This is a genomic window from Bacillus sp. BC05(2025), from assembly GCF_056725905.1.
On sequence record NZ_JBWYRA010000004.1, the window covers coordinates 297,259 to 317,679 of the forward strand.

Consider the following 20,421-nt stretch of genomic DNA (forward strand, 5'->3'; position numbering starts at 1 on the left):
TACTAGGGGATTTACAAAGGGATTTTTGGAGAAATAGAGAAAATCTTTTTACAAGGAAAACTTTTTATTATGAAACTGGTAGGGTGATTGAAGTGATTAGAGAGATCAAAATAGAAGATGCAGCACCATTTTTGCAATTAAGTAAGCGATTAGACGAAGAAACGAAATTTATGTTATACGAACCAGGAGAAAGAAAATTTACAGTCGAGCAACAAGAAAAAATGATTCATCGCTTTATAGAAAATAAGTTTGCAACGATATTGGTAGCAGTTGAAGAAGAGGGGATAATAGGGTTTATCTTAGTGAATGGAAATCATATTCAAAGAAAGAGACATGTAGCAAGTATTGTAATTGGTATTTTGCAAGAGTATAGCGGACGAGGTATTGGGACGAGATTGTTTAAAGAGGCTGAGAAGTGGGCAAGATTACATGATATATGGCGTTTAGAATTAACGGTGATGGCCCACAATACAAGAGCTCAGGCACTATATAAAAAAGCTGGATTTGAGAAAGAAGGTGTCAAAAGAGCTTCTCTTATTATCGATGGAGAGAACATCGATGAGTATGAAATGGCCAAATTATTAAAATAAGAGGTCGTTATATGAAAAAAAGATGGATACTACTTGGTATCGTAGCGATGGTACTTATTGTTGGAGTAGCAGGAATCAATTATAAAATGTATAAGGATAAGCAGGCGCGCGAGGTAAATGTAAATAACATATTTCCGAAAGCGAAAGAAACGATTGCCAATATGGATGGTGATATTGCAGTAATTAGTAATCCGAATTCGATGCTTGTGCTTGTAAATAAAAGTAGGCGTTTGCCAGATGGGTACAGACCGCCAGATTTAGTTATTCCGAAAGTGCGCTACTCAAGTGAAGGTGATCAAGAAAAGAAAAAAATGAGGAAGGAAGCAGCAGGGGCGCTAGAGGAAATGTTTCAGCAAGCTGATAAGGAGCGCATTTTCTTATTTGCAGTCTCTGGATTTAGATCTTTTGATCGACAAAAAGCATTAAATACGATGTATAAAAAACAAGATGGAGAAGCAAAAACAGCGATGTCTAGTGCGGTTCCTGGAACGAGTGAACATCAAACAGGGCTTGCTATGGATATTACATCTCAATCTGCTAAGTTTCAGTTAGAGACCGTTTTTGGTGAAACGAAAGAAGGGCAGTGGCTTTCTGAAAATGCTCATAAATTTGGTTTTGTTATTCGATATACAAAAGAGAAAGAATCTCTTACGGGCTATCGATTTGAACCATGGCACGTGAGGTATGTGGGAAATCCACAAGCTACATATTTATATGAAAATCAACTGACGCTTGAAGAGGTAACAGAGTGAACGATTGAGGGGAGAGAAGGATTATGACGATGTTATATAAGAAAAAAGTACACGCATATGTGACAAGAGAAAAAGAGGGAGTTATGCAATTACTTGTTTTTAAACATCGTGATATACCTGAAGCTGGTATACAAATACCAGGGGGGACGGTTGACGAAGGGGAAACGTTAGAAGCGGCGATTTTACGTGAAATACAAGAAGAGTCTGGATTACGTCATTTATGTATAGAGCGTTTTCTAGCAGATTATATTATACATGTGAAGGACAAACGGGAATATGAAAAACGTCACTTTTTCCACGTAACGTTACTAACAGATGTAAAGGATACGTGGGAACATATTGTAAGTGCCGGTGAGGAAGATGAAGGTTTAGTATTTTGCTACGAATGGATTGATATTGCAAAATGCCCTGAATTAGCCGGGAAACAAGGGGAGTTTTTACATCTGTTAGAAGAAGTATACGTGCAGTAATAATAGGGTCTGAAGCGAGGGTGAACTCGTTTCAGATTTTTTTTATTTTTCAGGAAATAAGAGGTTTTTACATTGGTAAGTTGAATTCTTATAAAGGGATTTTAGCTGTATATACGAGAAGCGTAGAAAATCAAAAACGAATAGGTACATGTAATTAATAAAAGGCTTTATCCCACTTTAATGGGCAGTAAGACCTCCACCTCAAAATGCAGCGAAAGCAAAGAAGTTAGGTGGGGGTCGGGCTGCCCATAAAAGTCCGATTGGTGAGGGCTAATAATCAGCGGGGGATGAAGAAAACCCCCACTGATTAAAGTTTCACTTTATAGAAGGAGAGTGACGATGGAGATTCAATTTAATGCACAATTACAAAAAGAATTAACAATTTATGATATACAAGCAGCAATGGAAGCTGGTCAATTAACTTCAAAAGAATTAGTTATGTATTACCTCCATAGAATCGCAAAATATGATCAAGACGGACCAAAAATCAATTCTATTTTAGAAATCAATCCGGACGCAATCTTTATTGCAGAAGCGTTAGATTATGAAAGGAAGATAAAAGGTATAAGAGGTCCGTTACATGGTATACCTGTTTTACTTAAAGACAATATTGAAACGAATGACTCCATGCATACAAGTGCAGGTACGATTGCCTTGGAACAAAATATAAGTAATGAAGATGCATTTCTCGTAAGGAAACTGCGAGAAGCAGGGGCAGTGATAATCGGAAAGACAAATATGACAGAATTAGCAAATGCAATGTCGTTTGAAATGTGGGCTGGATATAGTGCAAGAGGTGGACAAACAATAAACCCTTATGGTTCAGGTGAGGATGACATGTTTGTTGGTGGCTCAAGTACAGGATCTGCTATAGCAGTTGCTGCTAACTTTACAGTAGTATCTGTTGGAACTGAAACAGATGGTTCTATTTTAAGTCCAGCTGTTCAAAACTCTGTGGTAGGTATTAAACCGACTGTCGGTTTAATTAGTCGTAGAGGTATTATTCCGTTTACGTATTCGCAAGATACAGCGGGGCCATTTGCTAGAACAGTAACAGATGCAGCTATTTTGCTAGGGAGTTTAACTGGGGTAGATGAGAAAGATGTAGCTACTCATAAAAGTGAATGGATAGCAGAACGTGATTTTACAAAATATCTTGATGTTAACGGTTTACATGGAGCAAAGATTGGAGTATATAGTAATGCACCAAAAGATTATTATGAAACTGGTGAGTATGATGAAAAATTGTTTAAGGAAACGATTGAAGTATTGTGGAGTGAGGGAGCAACAGTAATAGAAAATATTGATATTCCGTCTTTTCATAGAGAATGGAGCTGGGGAGTATCGCTTTATGAACTAAAGCATAGTTTGGATAACTATCTTTCTAAATTACCTTCTACTATGCCAGTACATTCTATTTCAGAGTTAATGGCGTTTAATGAAAACATAGCTGAAAGAGCTTTGAAATATGGACAAACTAAGTTAGAAAGAAGAAAAGATTTTCCTAATACGTTAAGAAATCCAGAATATTTAAATGCAAGATTAGAAGATATATATTTTTCACGAGAACAAGGTATTGATTTTGCATTGGGAAAATATAATCTTGATGCAATTCTATTCCCTTCATATATCGGATCCACTATATGTGCGAAAGCAGGTTATCCATCTATAGCGATACCAGCGGGATATATGGATAACGGGAGACCATTTGGAATTACGCTTGCAAGCACTGCTTTTTCTGAGGGGACTTTGATTAAACTCGCATACGCTTTTGAACAAGCGACAAAGTATCGGAAATCTCCTAACTTATCATAAATAAAATAAATAGGGCAGGAATTCCTGTCCTATTTATTTTGTTCATTAAAGTGAAATGTTTTTTTGCTTTGTCTTATCATATTTTAATAAGTTAAATGATAAACAAGCAGAGCATAATATAAGGATAGAAGCGAGGATATAAATTGTACGAACACCGAACAGATCGGTAATAATTCCAACACTAAGCATAGAAAGACCGGAAGCTGTCGAAAGAAGTGCGCCATGAGCTGTATACATTTTTGATAATAAAGTAGGAGCGACACTTGATTGTAGTACTGTCGTTTGAGAAATATCTCTAATTTGATAACATGGCCCCATTAGAACACATAGGAATAGCGCAATAAACCCACTACTCGTCATACCATATAAAAATGTAAGAATACTAAACAGAAGAGAGCCTATCGCCATGGAGCGTATTAAATTGTTTTGAATGTATGTACTCATTTTCCACGCTACTATCCCGCCAATTAACGTCCCAACATAATAACTTGTATTAATATATCCCCACCATTCCTCTCCTTTATGAAGGACAGTTGTTACATAAGCCATCGTAATAGCACCAATCCAAATCGTCCCTGCGAAAGTTTCTATTAAGTCCATACATGTGACGGTACGGAGAGATGGATTTTGAAATAAGAGTTTCCAACCTTCCAATAAAGCAGCGCCTTTTGAAGAAGAAGGCTCTATTACTCGTTCATTATGTATAGAACGTAATGAAATGTGTAGTGCAACACATCCAAAAATCATCAAAATGTTATTCATCATGAGTGTAGAGGTGGCGCCGATAAGAAGAACAATAACACTTGTAAATGAATAAGCAGCAGCTTGCGCAATTTGTGTGGAAAAGGAAAAGATACTATTTACTTTTACTAAATTTTCTTGTGGTGTAAGGCGCGGGAGAATACTGTAAAGTAATGGAGCGCTCCAGCCACTACATAATGAAATGAAAAAAATGAAAATGAATAGTGCTACAATGTTTGTGGACAGGGATGGGAAGAATATCATTAATAAAAATAAGAGAGCAGTTTTTGTCCATTGTAGTGTGAAAAGTAAGGAATAAGATGAAAAACGATTCATTATAAGTGGTGCAGATGTATTTGCTATAAGATTAGTTATAACTTGGAGTAATGGAAACAGAGCAGTTAATGTAGCTGATTTCGTTGTGATATACACATGGGTTGTAATAATCATGATGTATACGATATCAGCGAGAGTAATACATATTTTCGATCCTAAATAGTAAGTTAATGAACGATTTTGCAATGAGCACACCGCCTTCCTAAAAAATAATATTTCAGTATTTAAAATAATTATAATTTGAAAATTAAATTTTCGGAAGAATTTCATTTTTTGTCACTTTTTGAAAGGGATTTTCATGTATAATAAGGGATATATTAATATAGTATTTTAATAATACTCATTATAACAGTGAATATGTACAATAGCTCGTAGTAAGCGCCTACGTATTAGAAAGGGCGGATAAACCATTCTTTTCATCATATACATATAGAAAATGAGAAAGAAAGTGAGGGTTGCATATGGCTGCTTGGGTAATATGGTTTATAATAGCTGGTATTTTATTTATTGCAGAAATGTTGTCGATTACCTTTTATATGCTTTGGCTTGGAATTGGAGCTGTTGTCGGAGGTCTAATAGCTTTGTTTGCTCCTGAAGCACTACTGTTACAAGTTATTGTCGGTGCGATTGTAAGTTTAACATTGACTTTCTTTACGAAAAGAATTTCAAAAAACTTTCGAGAAGCAAAAGGTTTTACAGATACAGTAGATATGTTAGTCGGTAAAAAAGGGATTATTATGCAAGCGATTACAAATGAAGCGAATGGTATTGTGAAGGTGGATGGAGATACTTGGACAGCTATTGCAGATGATCCAATTGATGCTGGAGAAAAAGTTATTGTTATAAAGAGGCATAGTACTATATTACAAGTAAAAAAGGAGAGTGAATAAATATGGTTGCAGCATTAACATTAACCATTATTTTCGCACTAATTGTTGTTACATTTATTGCATTAACAATTAAAATTATTCCACAGCAAAAGGTTGGAGTCGTTGAAAGATTTGGTAAGTTTCAACGTGTTATGCAGCCAGGACTAAATTTATTAATCCCGATTGTAGATCGCGTTCGTGTATATCATGACTTACGTATTCAACAAACGAATGTACCACCGCAAAAGGTAATTACGAAAGATAATGTACAAGTAGAAATTGATACGATTATTTTCTATCAAGTCGTTGAACCGGAACTTGCGACATATGGTATTTCAAACTATGAATACGGTGTTCGTAACATTACTTCAGCAACGATGCGCCAAATCATTGGTAAAATGGAACTGGATGAAACGTTATCTGGTCGTGAAAAAATTTCAACAGAAATCCGCTTAGCACTTGATGAAGCTACAGAAAAATGGGGCGTTCGCATTGAACGTGTTGAAGTTGTCGATATTAATCCGCCGAAAGATGTGCAAGCGTCAATGGAAAAGCAAATGAAAGCAGAACGTAATAAACGTGCGATTATATTAGAAGCTGAAGCTGCAAAGCAAGATAAAGTTCTTCGTGCTGAAGGTGAAAAGCAAAGTAAAATCCTAATGGCTGAAGGGGATAAAGAAGCACGTATTCGAGAAGCGGAAGGTATTAAAGAAGCAAAAGAATTAGAAGCGCAAGGGGAAGCAAGAGCGATTGAGGAAATTGCAAAAGCAGAACAAAATCGAATTGAATTACTTCGTGAAGCGAATTTAGATGAGCGTATACTTGCTTACAAATCATTTGAATCATTAGCTGAAGTTGCAAAAGGACCAGCAAATAAAGTCTTTATTCCGTCTAATGCAATTGAAACACTGGGTACTCTCGGGGCAATTGGAGAAATTTTTAAAGAAAAACAGGCGAAGAGATTACCTTCTTCAGATACACCAAACGAACAATAAGAGTGGGAAGAGAAATGGGAAGCCGTTTCTCTTTTTATTTTTTAGCATGGTTTTATAGATTACATGTGTGTGGGACGGAAAAGCGTTCTTTTGCATATTTACTAAAAAAATTTAAAAATTTCATAATATGAAATCAAGGAGAATTTGTAAGAAATAAAATTGATATAATGATTGAAAATTCAGTCATCTAATGAAGTTTCTAAACTTTTTATTATATTATTATGGGAAATTGGAGGGGAAAGAATGGGCATTAGAACAGGGGAACAGTATATTGAAGGATTGCGAAAAAGAAATCCTGAAATTTGGATTGGCGGGAGAAAAGTAACGGATGTAGTAAATGAAGATGTTTTTCGTGAACCGATTTTACAAATTGCGAACTTATATGATATGCAGCACCATCCAGAATATCAAGATAAAATTACTCATATATGCGAAGAGACAGGGGAAAGAGTATCAAATGCATTTTTAGTTCCTAAAAATTATGAGGACTTAAAGGCACGCCGTGAATTATTTGAAGTATGGGCAAAAGCTACTTTTGGTTTAATGGGCAGAACACCTGATTTTTTAAATGTAACGGTTACCTCGATGGCAAGTAATTCGTGGTTTTTTGAGAAGTTTAATCCAGAATGGGGAGCGAATATAAAAAATTACTATAAACATATAAGGGATAATGATCTGTTTTTAACACATGCAATTATTAATCCACAAAATGATCGGAGTAAGGCTTCCCATCAACAAGAAGATGAAACAATGCATTTAGGGGTAGTAAGTGAAACAGCAGAAGGGATGTACGTGAGTGGTGCTAAAATGTTAGCGACACTGGCGCCGATTACGGATGAGGTAATTATATATTCATATCCGAGTTTTAAACCAGGTGATGAACGTCATGCGATCTCTTTTGCAGTTCCGATTGATGCGCCAGGTCTCAGGGTTCTATGTCGTGAGCCGATGCAAGATGGAAAACGTTCTTTATTTGATCATCCTCTTGCATCAAGGTTTGAGGAAATGGATGCATTACTAGTATTTCATAATGTGTTTATCCCGTGGGATAAAGTATTTATTTATCAAAGTGTAGAAGCTGGTAATCAATTGTACCCAAAAACAGGAATTGGTCATCAACCAGCGCATCAATCTGGAGTAAGAGGATTAGTAAAACTATCATTCGCTGCTGAAGTAGCTATGAAAGTAGCAGATTCGATAGGAGTAGATGGGTTTTTAAATGTACAAAATCAGTTAGCAGAGCTGATGCAAGATGTCGAAACGATACGTGCACTCCTGCAAGTAGCTGAATATGAGTATGAAACAAATTCATATGGAGAAGTTATTCCTGCGAGGCTACCGCTTGATACGATTCGTAGTTTATTACCAAAGATGTATCCACGTGCTATTGAGATTATTCAAACCATTGGTGCTGGTGGATTATTAATGTCACCGACAGGTGCAGATTTTATGACCCCCGAGATTCAAGATGATATGCAAAAGTATTATATCGGGCGTGAAGGCGTATCCTCTGAGGAACGAGTTCGTTTGTTTAAATTAGCGTGGGATTTATGCGGTGAAGCTTTTGGGCAACGATTATTACAATATGAGCGTTATTATTCTGGAGATCCGGTGCGTAAAATGGGAATGTTTTATAATGCGTATAAAAAACAACAAACTTTTTCACTTGTGAACAATGCGTTGCAATCGAGTTCATTTGAAGAAGCCTTAAGTTAAACAAAAATGTTTGCGCTTACATTTTTGTTTGAAAAAGGAAGGAGCAATAGATGATAAAAAGAATTTTACTGTTAGGATGTAATTCTTCTTATATTTTTAATAATATCTAGAACTTTGGGATTGTAACTGGAATAGGGGAGGTAAATGATTTGATCGCTTCTATCAGTAAAATTTGTAAAATTCTAAATTGTTTTACTAGCGATGAGCCGGTACTAGGAAATTCTGAAATAGCTGAAAAGTTAAAGATGAATGCTAGTACAGTTCACCACCTTGTTCGTACGTTGTGTGCAGAAGGAATGCTCATACAAGATGAGCAAAGAAAATATAGATTAGGTTGGAAATTGTTAGAGTGGGGAAATCAAGTCATGTTTCAGCAAGAGATTTATAGTGGAGCAATTCCGCTTGTTGAAGAGCTAGTAAGAAATTTTAGCGGTACTGTGCATATCGGTATGTTTGATCGTGGTGATGTTGTATTTATATTGAAAGTTTCATCGAAGGAGTCCGTTCAAATTTCAACACATGTTGGATCAAGAGAACCTGCATATTGTACAAGCACAGGGAAAGTGCTGCTTTCATTTCATTCATCACCTTTAGAATATACTTCAGAAAAAGGGCTTTTACGACGAGCACCCAATACCATTACATGTGTCAAACAATTCCAAACAGAGTTACAGAAAATTCGTAAGCAAGGTTATTCAATTAGTGATAACGAAAATGAGCATGGACTATATGGAATTGCAGCTCCTATTCGATCTTATACTGGGAGAACTATTGCGGCGCTTAATATTGTTGGACCTATATCATATATGCAGGGAAGTAATCGTGAAATCATAATTCAAAGTGTGATGAATACAGCAAATTTGATTTCCAAGGAATTTGGTTATTTGGAAATTTAATTTTAGAAGAAAAGAGATGAGTATCATTTATATACATGAGCAGTGTATACCTGAATTAACGAAATCTATTGTTTCAATTGGAGCATTTGATGGTGTGCATAAAGGTCATCAAGCTGTAATTAAAAATGCAGTTGAGAAGGCAAAGGTATTAAGGATAACAAATGTTGTGTATACATTTGATCCACCACCACGCTCATACTTTCAAGGGGCGAAAGTATTAACACCTATTGATGAGAAGGTGAAACGTATTCAAAGTCTTGGTGTTGAACATGTGATTGTAATTCGGTTTGATGAGTCTTATATAACAAAAAGTGCGAGTTGTTTTATTCAAGATATAAAAAGACTAAGCCCTGTAGAAATTTTTGTTGGCCAAGATTTTAAGTTTGGAAAAAATCGGGAGGGCAATATAGATTTGCTAAGAGAGCACTTCAATATTTCTATAGTGAAAGATATTTGCTGTGATGAAGGTGAGCGAATATCTTCAACGAGAATTAGAGATTATGTTTATCAAGGAGATTTACAAAAGTCTAACTCTTTGCTCGGTTGGTCTTTTAAAACAATATGACTAAAAAGGAATTATGAGGAGGAAATAATATGTCTAAAACATTGCAATCTTTTAATTTACTAAAATGGATTGATGAGAATAAAGAGTTATTGAAGCCACCAGTAAATAACAAAGTGATTTGGCAAGATTCAGAGTTTATCGCCATGATATTAGGTGGTCCAAATAGAAGACGTGATTTCCATGTGGATCCTTCAGATGAATTTTTCTATCAAATTAAAGGTGAATGTTATGTGGAATGTATTACAGAGGAAGGCAAGAGAGAAGTTGTCACAGTAAAAGAAGGGGATGTATTCATGCTACCCGCTATGGTGCCACATTCACCACATCGCGTTGCTAACACATATGGGCTCGTAATTGAAAGAAAACGTAACCAAGGAGAGCTTGAAGATTTTGTTTGGTTCTGTGACGAGTGTAATCATGAAATGCATCGTGTACGTGTCCAATTAAGTGATATTGAAAAACAAGTAAAAGAAGCAATTCATAGTTTTAATTCAAATAAAGAAATTCGAGCATGTAAAAACTGCGGTCATATTATGCCAGAAGAAGTGGAGGAATGGAAGTGCGAATAGATTTTCATACACATATTATTCCTGAAACTTTTCCGGATTTTGAAGAGAAGTTTGGCGGAGGACGTTGGCCGATATTAAATCGGACTTGTACATGTGGTGCAAGCATAATGGTTGGAGGTAAAAATTTTCGTGATGTGACAGATCAAGTATGGTGTCCTGAGAAAAGAATTGAAGATATGAATCGTGAGGGTGTTGATATTCAAGTTTTATCACCAATCCCTGTTACATTTTCGTATTGGGCAAAACCAGAGGAAGCCGAAAGTATGGCACGTATTCAAAATGATTTTATCGCAGAAACAGTTTTAGCATATCCAGATCGTTTTGTAGGATTAGGAACGGTTCCGATGCAAGATGGAGAAACTGCGATTCGTGAAATGGAGCGTTGTATAACAGAATTACATTTACACGGTATTGAAATTGGCACAAACGTAAATGGTAAAAATTTAGATGACCCATCGTTTATTGAATTCTTTCGGATGGCTGAAAAGTGGCAAGTTCCAATCTTTATTCATCCATGGGAAACATTAGGAAGAGATAGAATGCCACATCATAATTTTATGTACACAGTAGGGATGCCGAGTGAAACGGCACTTGCGGCAGCTACATTAATATGGAGTGGGATAATGGAGAAGTTTCCACGGCTAAAGGTTTGTTTTGCGCATGGCGGGGGATCTTTCCCATATATTTTGCCGAGGTTAGATCAAGGCTGGAAAGTATGGCCGCATTTACGATTGACTACGCATCCTCCTAGTTATTATGCAAAGAAATTTTATTTTGATTCTTTGAATTATGATCCTATTAATTTGAAATATATGATTGAAAGATTTGGACATGAAAAAATTTTCATGGGTTCAGATTATCCGTTTTTATTGCGAGAAGTGGACCCGGGAAAGGTGATTGATGAAACAGCCGGTTTATCAGAGGAACAAAGGGCAGCGATGCTTGGGGGGAATGCAGCGGAATTTTTAAATATTGATATAAGAAAAAGAGGTGTAGCATATGCAGAGAGTACAAACACCTGAGGACAAACTAAGTGAGTTAGGAATCACACTGCCAGCTATTCGTCCGGCAGTTGGAAATTATGTTAGTTGTGTAAAAGTAGGTAATTTACTATTTACTGCTGGACAAGGCGTAGATGAGTATCACGGAAAATTAGGAAAAGATATTTCAATTGATGAAGGATATAAAGCGGCAAGGCAATCAATGTTGAATTTATTAAGTGTTGTGAGGAACGAACTAGGTGATTTAAATAAGGTGAAACGAATTGTAAAGTTGCTTGGTTTTGTAAATAGTACGGAAGATTTCATTAATCAGCCAAAAGTAATGAACGGGGCATCGGATGTATTAGTAGATATTTTTGGGGAAAAAGGAAAACATGCTCGTTCTGCAGTCGGTATGGCTCAGTTACCTAATAACACAACAATTGAAATTGAGATGGTTTTAGAAATTGAAGAATAGGAGGTAAGGAAGGTGAACAAAGAATTATTAGCTGACAAACGGAAAGTAAAAGATGCGAAATTGTTTATTGATGGAAAATATGTGGATTCTGTATGTGGCGAAACGTTTGATACGTTCAATCCAGCGACGAATAGAAAGCTTGCATCTATTGCAAAGGCAAATGAAGAGGACACTAAAAGAGCAATTGATGTGGCAGAGCGTACATTTAAAAGTGGCATTTGGAGTAAAATGCCTGTGGAAGAGCGGTCGAATATTTTATGCAAAATGTCGGATTTGATTATGGAAAGAGTGGATGAACTAGCGTATATAGAAACTCTAGATGTTGGAAAACCAATTAAAGAGAGTAAAGGATTCGATATACCACGTTCGGCTCATAATTTTCGCTTCTTTGCTGAAATGGCTAAATATATGGTACATGAGCATTATGACAAACATAATTTTATGTCATATGCAAAGTATGCTCCAGCAGGGGTAACTAGTTTAATCATTCCTTGGAATTTGCCATTTATGCAAATGACGTGGAAAGCATCAGCTGCACTTGCTTCTGGTAATACTGTCGTTGTTAAACCGGCCTCCTATACTCCATTAAGCGCAGTTATGCTTGGTGAAATTGCAAATGATGCAGGATTACCACCAGGTGTACTTAATATTATTACAGGTCCTGGAAGTACTGTCGGGACAAAAATGACAACACATCCAGCCGTTAGAAGAATTTCATTTGTTGGAGAAAGTAATACAGGTAAGACAATTATGCGTAATGCTTCAGAAAACTTAATCCCTGTTTCATTAGAATTAGGAGGTAAATCAGCAAATATTGTATTTGAAGATGCAGATTTAGATGAAGCAGTACAAGGATCAATTGAAGCTATTTATCGAAATCAAGGAGAAATTTGTTTAGCTGGTTCCAGATTACTTGTGCAAGAAAGTGTATATGAACAGTTTTTAGAGAAATTTGTAGCGGCTGTGAAAAGAATAAAGGTTGGAGATCCTCTTTCTGAAGATACAGATATGGGAGCGCTTGTCTCAAAATCTCATTTAGAAACAGTTGATCGCTATGTAGAATTAGGAATTTCAGAAGGGGCAAAATTAGCCTATGGTGGAAAAAGAGTGGAAAGTCTAGTAGAAGGGAATTTTTATGAACCTACTATTTTATACGATGTTGATAACAGTATGCGTGTAGCGCAGGAAGAGATATTTGGTCCAGTTCTAGTTGTTATTCCATTTAAAACGGAGGAGGATGCCATTCGCATTGCAAATGATTCTATTTATGGACTAGCTGGAGTGGTTTGGACAAATGATCTTAGACGAGCACAACGAGTCGTTTCGCAAATTGATTCAGGCTTACTATGGATTAATTGTTGGTATGTCCGAGATTTACGCACTCCATTTGGAGGTTCAAAGGCAAGTGGAATTGGTAGAGAAGGTGGGCGTCATAGTTTCGAATTTTATACAGAAGCTAAGACGGTAACGATGAAATTATAAGGATAATATTTTAACTTAACATACAAAGAGCTCCCATCTGGTGTTTATAAAAATAAGTAGATGGGTGGGGGCTAGTCTACAATGTAAAGAATTGAGGATATATAAATTAAAAATGAGGTGAGAGCAATTGTTAATGAAAGAGTTAGCTGATGAACTATTACAGGCTGAAGATTCACGTATAGGGATACCTCCTTTTACTGAGAGATATGCTAATTTATCAGTTGAGGATGCTTATAATATTCAGCTTGAAGTAGTAGAAAGAAAGTTGGAGAATGGGCGTTGTATAATCGGAAAAAAAGTTGGACTTACGAGTGTTGCAATGCAGCAGATGCTTGGGGTAAATGAACCAGATTATGGACATTTGTTAGATGACATGAAAATAGAAAATGGAAGTACAATTGCAATAAGTTCTTTTGTATCTCCGAAAGTAGAAGCAGAAATAGGGTTTGTTTTAGAAAAAGATTTAAAAGGGCCTAATATTACATACATTGATGTACTGATGGCAACAAAGTATGTTGTACCTACACTTGAAATAATTGATAGTCGTATTGCTGATTGGAAAATTAAATTGGTTGATACAGTAGCGGATAATGGCTCGTCAGCAAAGGTTGTAATTGGTAATACATTTTCTAGCATCGACAAAGTAGATTTACGTACAACTGGAATGACACTGTATAAAAATAATAGTTTAATTGCAACAGGTGCTGGGGCGGCCGCATTAGGGCATCCTGCACAAGCTATTGCCTGGTTAGCTAACAAATTACATGAATTTAATATTGGATTAAAAGCAGGTGAGTTAATTTTACCAGGTGCGTTATCTGGTGCAGTCTCAGTGAATAGTAAAGATAGTATTCAAGCTGACTTCGGTTCACTTGGATCGGTTTCTGTTATATTCATATAAATTTAAAGTGTTAGGAAAAGGGGGGACAGATGTGAAGAAAGTAAAGGCGGCTATAATTGGATCAGGTAATATTGGTACGGATTTAATGTATAAATTAAAAAATAGTGAAGTTATAGAGCTAAATGCCATGATTGGAATAGATTCCGAATCGGATGGCTTAAAGAGAGCGAAAGAAGCCGGATATGAGGTTTTTGATAATGGAATACAAGCAATTATTGATAATCCGAGTTTAGCTGATATTGTATTTGACGCAACTTCAGCTAAAGCACATAGTTATCATGCGAAAATATTAGAAGAGCTTGGGAAAATAGTAATTGACTTAACTCCGGCTGCATATGGGCCATTTGTTTGTCCTGCTATTCGAAATAATGATTTTTTAGATAAGCAAAACGTTAATATGATTACGTGCGGGGGACAAGCAACAATCCCGATTGTTCATGCTATTAATGAGGTAGCAAATGTTACATATGCAGAGATAGTTGCTACAATTTCCAGTTTAAGTGCAGGTCCAGGTACAAGGGCAAATATTGATGAATTTACAATTACGACAAAGCGTGGAATTGAAGAAATTGGTGGGGCTGATAAGGGGAAGGCGATAATTATATTAAACCCTGCAGAGCCACCTATATTAATGAGAGATACGATTTATTGTGAAGTTAAGGATATGGATGAGGTTTCTATCTATGAAGCAATTCATAAGATGGTTGAACGGGTTAGGACGTATGTTCCTGGTTACTCTTTGAAACAAGAGCCAATGTTTGATGGGAATCGTGTAACTGTATTTTTAGAAGTTGAAGGAGCTGGAGATTATTTTCCTCCTTATGCCGGTAATTTAGATATTATGACAGCTGCAGCATTAAAAGTAGGTGAAGAATTTGCAACGCAAATCATTTCAGAGAAGAAAAGAGGTGTAATGAATGAGGCGAAATAGTGAAAGACCAGTGAGAATAACGGAAGTTTGTTTACGTGATGGAAGTCATGTAATGAAACATCAATTCACAGAAGAGCAAGTTCGATCTGTAACAAGGACATTAGATGAGGCGGGTATGCATTATATCGAAGTGAGTCATGGAGATGGTTTAGGTGGCTCTACTTTACAATATGGGAAGTCATTAGTTAACGAAATGAAGCTCATTGAAGCCGTGGTAGATGAGTGTAAGCAAGCTAAAGTAGCTGTCTTGTTAATTCCTGGTATTGGAACGATTCATGAATTAAAGCAAGCTGCAAATATCGGTGCGAAACTTGTTCGTGTAGCAACACATGTAACAGAAGCGGATGTTTCCGCTCAGCATATTCAATTTGCACGTGAGTTAGGTATGGAAGTGTGCGGTTTTTTAATGATGGCACATTCTGCATCGGTTGAAAAGTTAGTAGAGCAAGCAAAGCTTATGGAAAGTTATGGTGCAGAAGCAGTTTATGTAACAGATTCTGCAGGAGCTTTATTGCCTCATGAAGTACGTGAACGTGTCCGTGCTTTGCGTCAATCTTTAAATATTGAAATTGGTTTCCATGGTCATAATAATCTTTCGGTTGCAGTAGCAAATACAATTACTGCAATTGAGGAGGGCGCGACACGTATTGATGGAAGTGTAAGATGTCTTGGGGCAGGAGCTGGAAATGCCCAAACAGAAGTATTGCTCGCTGTTTTGGACCGTATGGGATATAAGCTAGATATAGATTTATATAAGATGATGGACGTGGCAGAGGAGGTTGTTGCCCCTTTATTACCAGTACCACAAGAAATTCAAAAAGGTAGTCTAGTAATGGGATATGCAGGGGTATACTCTAGCTTTTTATTACATGCTGAAAGGGCGGCACAACGCTTTAATGTAGACGCACGTGATATTTTAATAGAACTGGGGAAAAGAAAAGTAGTTGGAGGACAAGAGGATATGATTTTAGATGTAGCTGCAGAATTAGCAAAGATAAAAATGGAGGTGTAACATATGGCTTTAGTGAAAGGGGCAGATTTAGAAATTATTGACTATTTACTTCAAGCTGAAAAGGAAAGAAAAGAAGTAGTAAAAGTAACGGATAAGCATCCTGATTTAACAGTAGAGGATGCTTATAAATTGCAAAAACGTTTAATTGAACAAAAAATGAGCGAAGGTTCTAAAAGAGTTGGTGTGAAACTTGGATTAACGAGTAAGGCAAAACAACAAATGATGGGGATTGATGAAGCGATTTACGGATATTTATTGCACGATATGCTTGCATTCGAATGGGAGCCATTGCAATATGAAACGTTGATTCATCCGAAAGTAGAGCCAGAGATTGCTTTTTTAATAGGTGAGGATTTACAGGGAACGAATGTGACAGCTGACGATGTATTAAAGGCAACAAAATATGTTGCGCCAGCTTTAGAGGTGATTGATAGTAGATATTTAAATTTTAAATTTACATTACCTGATGTAATAGCAGATAATTGTTCCTCTTCAAAATTTTTGTTAGGAAGTAAATGGATTGATGTTAAGAATGTAGATTTAGCCAATGTAGGGATGGTTATGTCAAAGAATGGTAGGATTGCTACGACTGGGACAGGAGCAGCTGTGCTGGGACATCCAGCAGAGGCAATTGCTTGGGCGGTAAATAAACTTGGTTTACAAAATGAAGGATTTAAAAAAGGTGATATTGTATTAAGTGGAGCATTATCTGAAGCGATTGCATTTAAATCCGGAGATTCTATCATTGCACAATTTGATGATTTGGGAAGTGTAGCGATGTTTTGTGAATAAATAGTAAAGCGAGAGATAAAAATGCCCATTATACAAATTCAAATAATAGAAGGTAGAAAGCAGGAGCAAATTCAAAATCTAATATTTGATGTTACAGAGGTAGTTGCGAAAAACTTAGATGTAGATGTTGGACGGGTTCGTGTTTTAGTGAATGAAATCCCAAGTTCGCATTGGGGAGTAGGCGGAAGGTCTAAAGAAAGTTTAAAAGAAAGTTAGTTAGTAATAAAAGCAATTTTCATTCTTATATGAATGAGGATTGCTTTTATTATTTTGAAATTTTTAAATAATATGTTAAAATTTAGTCTTGGTTTTAAGGAGATAAGGGGGAATATATATGCAAATACTACTAATACGCCACGGAGAATCAGAAGCTGATATCTTAAACGTACATGAAGGACGAGCTGACTTTGAATTAACAGAAAAGGGAAGGCAGCAAGTGCAAAGGCTTGTACGGAAGGTGAAAGAGGATTTTCCGCCAGATTTCATTTGGGCAAGTACATTAAAACGTGCTCGTGAAACGGGTGAAACATTAGCGGAAGGAATTGGGTGTCCAATTCAATTAGAAGAGGAATTAATGGAGTTCAATAATGGAGTGCAAGCAGGTCTTTCATTTGAAGAAGCAAAAAAATATCCCGAGCCAAAGTTTCTTCATGATCGTTTTGAAAACGGAGAGTCATTTATTGAGTTTCGAATGAGAATAGAAGGAATCTTTTCTAAAATCGTGACAGAGAATACATATGAACGAATTGCAATTGTTGCACATGGTGGTGTAATAAATAGCCTATTACGTGCATTTTTCAAAATGCCGATTTCAATGGATTATTATTTTAAAATGGGAGATACGGGAATCAGCTTACTTGAAATGAATGGCGAACAAAAAACGGTACATTTCATTAATGATACGAATCATTTGGACGGGATGTAAAGACCTATGCACAAGATAGTGTTTTTTGATGTTGATGGAACGCTTTTAAGTGAGATTGATAGAAGTATGCACGAAAGTACAAAGGAAGCGATACAAAGATTAATAGATAAAGGGATTCACGTAGTTGTTACAACAGGGAGGCCATATAGCTTATGCGCGCAATTTAAAGAGATGGGCATACATACAATTATTTCAGCAAATGGTGCGCATATTAAGTGTGGAGAAACCGTTATACATAAATCGGTACTTTCAAGTGAAATCGTTCATGATATCTCAGAGTTTGCAGAATTACATGGTCACAGTATTTCTTATTTTACTGAAGGTTTTGCAATGAACGGAATAGCTTCAAATAATGAGCGTGTAATACAAGCGCTTAGCGAGACGTTACATTTAAAGGAGTACCCTGAAAAAAGCAAGGATTTGTCTAAAGAGATTTATTGTTTATGTCTGTATGCGGATGAAATGGAATCTCAAAAATTTATTGAAAAGTACCCAATGCTTACATTCGAACGTTTTCATGGTTATGTCATAAATGTATTGGAAGATAGTAAAGTATCGAAGCTAACTGCAATTCAAAAAGTATTGGAGCATTTAAATATTTGTAAATCAGAAGCGGTTGCTTTTGGTGACGGTAGAAATGATATTGAGATGTTGCAGTATGTAGGATTAGGAATTGCGATGGGGAATGCTGGAGAAGAGTTAAAAACAAGAGCTGATTTCGTTACAAAGAAGGCGAGTGAAGGTGGTATTTTATTTGCCTTAGAGAAGTTTCATGTCGTCTAACATACCTTTATTGAAATAAAGGTATGTTAGGATCTTTTATATGCTCACATAGTAAAATATGAACTTGCCCACGATGATGATAAAAGTGGGCAACAATTTCCAGTAACCATTCAAAGCGTGAATAAGAAATACCCCAATAAGCAGTCTTCATTTCCGCTAATTGTTCATTGGAATAGGATAAAAAAGTTTTAGAAAGTAAATCGTAGCCCTGTATCATCGTTCGTTCCATTTGCGTAATTGTTTCAGGTGTTTGTTCTTTATAGAAAGTATGTAATTGTTTTTCTGTAATACCATTTAAAATAAGTAGATCTGCATGGCAAATAAGAGAAAGATGTGCACACATTTCAAATAATGACCGCTTTGAGTGAATGGGGTGTATTTTTAATTCGTCTTCTTTATATTGCATAAGCATTTGAATAGAAGTATCAACAGCAACTTTAAGTTGATGTAAGGCAGATTGAACAACCATTGTAATTCTCCTCTTCTCCGTATATAATAGTTTCTTGAGGGTATTATACCATACTCAAAATTCCGAAAATTCTAGTAGTTTGACTAGCATATTGAAAAGTATTATATTGTAAAAGGTCATATGAAACGTGAAATAGAATGGAATGCAATTATTGAGTTAGGAGTTAGACCAATGAGTTTGAAATATGGAAGAGATACAATTGTTGAAGTTGACTTAAATGCAGTAAAACATAATGTAAAAGAATTTAAAAAACGTGTGAATGATGAAAATATTGCAATGATGGCTGCTGTAAAAGCAAATGGGTATGGTCACGGAGCAGTTGAAGTTGCGAAAGCTGCTATTGAAGCGGGAATAAACCAGCTTGCAGTTGCATTTGTAGATGAAGCGATAGAATTAAGAGAAGCAGGAATTAACGTGCCGATTTTAATTTTAGGCTATACATCAATAGCAGCTGCGGAAGAGGCAATTCAGTATGACGTTATGATGACTGTTTATAGAAGTGAAGATTTACAAGGTATAAATGAAATCGCAAACCGTCTTCAAAAGAAAGCACAAATTCAGGTGAAAATTGATACAGGAATGAGTCGTATCGGTTTACAAGAAGAAGAGGTTATACCATTTTTAGAAGAATTGAACCGTATGGAGTATGTAGAGGTAGTAGGAATGTTTACACATTACTCTACGGCAGATGAAATGGATAAATCATATACGAATATGCAAACAAGTTTATTTGAAAAAGCTGTTAATGCAGCAAAAGAATTAGGAATTCATATTCCATATATTCATAGTTCAAATAGTGCAGGATCAATGGAACTTAGCAATACATTTCAAAATATGGTTCGTGTAGGTATTGGAATTTATGGAATGTATCCTTCAAAAGAGGTAAATCATTCAGTCGTTTCTTTACAGCCTGCCTTGTCGTTAAAATCAAAAGTAGCTCATATTAAACATGCGAAGAAGAATCGCGGTGTAAGTTATGGGAATACGTATGTAACGACTGGTGAAGAATGGATTGCAACTGTACCAATTGGCTATGCTGATGGCTATAATCGTCAGTTATCTAATAAAGGGCACGCATTAATAAATGGAGTTCGAGTACCGGTTATTGGCCGTGTTTGTATGGATCAGCTCATGTTAGACGTTTCAAAAGCAATGCCCGTACAAGTAGGAGACGAAGTAGTATTCTACGGTAAACAAGGTGAAGAAGAAATTGCCGTAGAAGAAGTAGCGGATATGTTAGGTACAATTAACTATGAAGTTACATGTATGTTAGACAGAAGAATCCCGCGAGTTTATAAAGAAAATAATGAAACGGCTGCTATTGTAAATATATTAAGAAAAAACTGAATCGTTA

The 20,421-nt window shown here is 36.1% G+C and carries 23 protein-coding genes; 21 read left to right on the forward strand and 2 right to left on the reverse strand.

All coding sequences use genetic code 11. The features are described 5' to 3' along the window. The first annotated feature begins 92 nt into the window (after positions 1 to 92). The 4 genes from ACZ76X_RS15720 to ACZ76X_RS15735 all read left to right on the forward strand — a co-directional run bounded on the left by ACZ76X_RS15720 (position 93) and on the right by ACZ76X_RS15735 (position 3,627). The gene (locus ACZ76X_RS15720; RefSeq protein WP_479850930.1) at positions 93 to 590 is read left to right on the forward strand and encodes a GNAT family N-acetyltransferase; all 498 of its coding nucleotides are present in this window, start codon (positions 93 to 95) and stop codon (positions 588 to 590) included. An 11-nt stretch (positions 591 to 601) separates the two neighbouring features. Continuing rightward, positions 602 to 1,342, forward strand: coding sequence for a M15 family metallopeptidase (locus ACZ76X_RS15725; protein WP_098669083.1), 741 nt, complete (start codon positions 602 to 604; stop codon positions 1,340 to 1,342). Between the two features lie 23 nt (positions 1,343 to 1,365). Next, a complete protein-coding gene (locus ACZ76X_RS15730) occupies positions 1,366 to 1,812 on the forward strand; it encodes an NUDIX hydrolase (protein WP_479850931.1) in 447 nt (148 codons plus the stop codon). 339 nt (positions 1,813 to 2,151) lie between these two features. Further along, positions 2,152 to 3,627 (forward strand): amidase family protein, encoded by a 1,476-nt coding sequence (locus tag ACZ76X_RS15735; protein ID WP_479850932.1) that lies wholly within the window; start codon positions 2,152 to 2,154, stop codon positions 3,625 to 3,627. A 45-nt stretch (positions 3,628 to 3,672) separates the two neighbouring features. Here the strand turns inward: ACZ76X_RS15735 and ACZ76X_RS15740 are convergent, their stop codons facing one another. Further along, positions 3,673 to 4,890 (reverse strand): MFS transporter, encoded by a 1,218-nt coding sequence (locus tag ACZ76X_RS15740; RefSeq protein WP_479850933.1) that lies wholly within the window; start codon positions 4,888 to 4,890, stop codon positions 3,673 to 3,675. Between the two features lie 275 nt (positions 4,891 to 5,165). Between ACZ76X_RS15740 and ACZ76X_RS15745 the strand changes: the two genes are divergently transcribed. From ACZ76X_RS15745 to ACZ76X_RS15820, 16 genes are all read left to right on the forward strand, one after another. Next, positions 5,166 to 5,594, forward strand: coding sequence for an NfeD family protein (locus tag ACZ76X_RS15745; protein ID WP_098669086.1), 429 nt, complete (start codon positions 5,166 to 5,168; stop codon positions 5,592 to 5,594). A 2-nt stretch (positions 5,595 to 5,596) separates the two neighbouring features. Beyond that, positions 5,597 to 6,568, forward strand: coding sequence for an SPFH domain-containing protein (locus ACZ76X_RS15750; protein WP_098669087.1), 972 nt, complete (start codon positions 5,597 to 5,599; stop codon positions 6,566 to 6,568). Between the two features lie 243 nt (positions 6,569 to 6,811). Next, a complete protein-coding gene (locus tag ACZ76X_RS15755) occupies positions 6,812 to 8,284 on the forward strand; it encodes a 4-hydroxyphenylacetate 3-hydroxylase family protein (protein ID WP_479850934.1) in 1,473 nt (490 codons plus the stop codon). Positions 8,285 to 8,433: 149 nt separating this feature from the next. Then, positions 8,434 to 9,180 (forward strand): IclR family transcriptional regulator, encoded by a 747-nt coding sequence (locus tag ACZ76X_RS15760; RefSeq protein ID WP_000561972.1) that lies wholly within the window; start codon positions 8,434 to 8,436, stop codon positions 9,178 to 9,180. A 16-nt stretch (positions 9,181 to 9,196) separates the two neighbouring features. Next, positions 9,197 to 9,745, forward strand: coding sequence for an FAD synthetase family protein (locus tag ACZ76X_RS15765; protein WP_000022932.1), 549 nt, complete (start codon positions 9,197 to 9,199; stop codon positions 9,743 to 9,745). 29 nt (positions 9,746 to 9,774) lie between these two features. Then, complete coding sequence (gene nbaC, locus ACZ76X_RS15770) at positions 9,775 to 10,314, forward strand: 3-hydroxyanthranilate 3,4-dioxygenase (RefSeq protein ID WP_000047732.1); 540 nt, start codon at positions 9,775 to 9,777, stop codon at positions 10,312 to 10,314. Continuing rightward, positions 10,299 to 11,336 (forward strand): amidohydrolase family protein, encoded by a 1,038-nt coding sequence (locus ACZ76X_RS15775; protein ID WP_263703339.1) that lies wholly within the window; start codon positions 10,299 to 10,301, stop codon positions 11,334 to 11,336. The genes nbaC and ACZ76X_RS15775 overlap by 16 nt, the downstream gene beginning before the upstream one ends. Further along, positions 11,314 to 11,772 carry a RidA family protein gene (locus tag ACZ76X_RS15780; protein ID WP_001190047.1) on the forward strand — a complete coding sequence of 153 codons (459 nt, stop codon included), beginning with the start codon at positions 11,314 to 11,316 and terminating at the stop codon, positions 11,770 to 11,772. Before ACZ76X_RS15775 ends, ACZ76X_RS15780 begins: the two co-directional genes overlap by 23 nt. Before the next feature lie 12 nt (positions 11,773 to 11,784). Then, positions 11,785 to 13,254, forward strand: a complete 1,470-nt coding sequence (locus ACZ76X_RS15785; RefSeq protein WP_306188499.1) for an aldehyde dehydrogenase — start codon at positions 11,785 to 11,787, stop codon at positions 13,252 to 13,254. A gap of 127 nt (positions 13,255 to 13,381) precedes the next feature. Continuing rightward, positions 13,382 to 14,155, forward strand: coding sequence for a 2-keto-4-pentenoate hydratase (locus ACZ76X_RS15790; RefSeq protein ID WP_479850935.1), 774 nt, complete (start codon positions 13,382 to 13,384; stop codon positions 14,153 to 14,155). Between the two features lie 31 nt (positions 14,156 to 14,186). Further along, positions 14,187 to 15,086 (forward strand): acetaldehyde dehydrogenase (acetylating), encoded by a 900-nt coding sequence (locus ACZ76X_RS15795; protein WP_479850936.1) that lies wholly within the window; start codon positions 14,187 to 14,189, stop codon positions 15,084 to 15,086. Beyond that, complete coding sequence (gene dmpG / locus ACZ76X_RS15800; protein ID WP_479850937.1) at positions 15,073 to 16,098, forward strand: 4-hydroxy-2-oxovalerate aldolase; 1,026 nt, start codon at positions 15,073 to 15,075, stop codon at positions 16,096 to 16,098. Before ACZ76X_RS15795 ends, dmpG begins: the two co-directional genes overlap by 14 nt. Positions 16,099 to 16,101: 3 nt before the next feature. Beyond that, positions 16,102 to 16,890, forward strand: coding sequence for a 2-keto-4-pentenoate hydratase (locus ACZ76X_RS15805; protein ID WP_479850938.1), 789 nt, complete (start codon positions 16,102 to 16,104; stop codon positions 16,888 to 16,890). A gap of 15 nt (positions 16,891 to 16,905) precedes the next feature. After that, the gene (locus ACZ76X_RS15810; protein ID WP_263703351.1) at positions 16,906 to 17,106 is read left to right on the forward strand and encodes a 4-oxalocrotonate tautomerase; all 201 of its coding nucleotides are present in this window, start codon (positions 16,906 to 16,908) and stop codon (positions 17,104 to 17,106) included. 118 nt (positions 17,107 to 17,224) lie between these two features. Next, entirely contained in the window at positions 17,225 to 17,815 is a 591-nt protein-coding gene (locus ACZ76X_RS15815) for a histidine phosphatase family protein (RefSeq protein ID WP_479850939.1), read from the forward strand. 6 nt (positions 17,816 to 17,821) lie between these two features. After that, positions 17,822 to 18,598 carry a Cof-type HAD-IIB family hydrolase gene (locus ACZ76X_RS15820; RefSeq protein WP_479850940.1) on the forward strand — a complete coding sequence of 259 codons (777 nt, stop codon included), beginning with the start codon at positions 17,822 to 17,824 and terminating at the stop codon, positions 18,596 to 18,598. A gap of 7 nt (positions 18,599 to 18,605) precedes the next feature. On the opposite strand, the gene ACZ76X_RS15825 is transcribed toward ACZ76X_RS15820, so the two are convergent. Further along, positions 18,606 to 19,067 carry a DinB family protein gene (locus ACZ76X_RS15825; RefSeq protein ID WP_479850941.1) on the reverse strand — a complete coding sequence of 154 codons (462 nt, stop codon included), beginning with the start codon at positions 19,065 to 19,067 and terminating at the stop codon, positions 18,606 to 18,608. 171 nt (positions 19,068 to 19,238) lie between these two features. Between ACZ76X_RS15825 and alr the strand changes: the two genes are divergently transcribed. Further along, entirely contained in the window at positions 19,239 to 20,414 is a 1,176-nt protein-coding gene (gene alr, locus ACZ76X_RS15830) for an alanine racemase (RefSeq protein WP_479851169.1), read from the forward strand. The last annotated feature ends 7 nt before the right edge of the window (positions 20,415 to 20,421 follow it).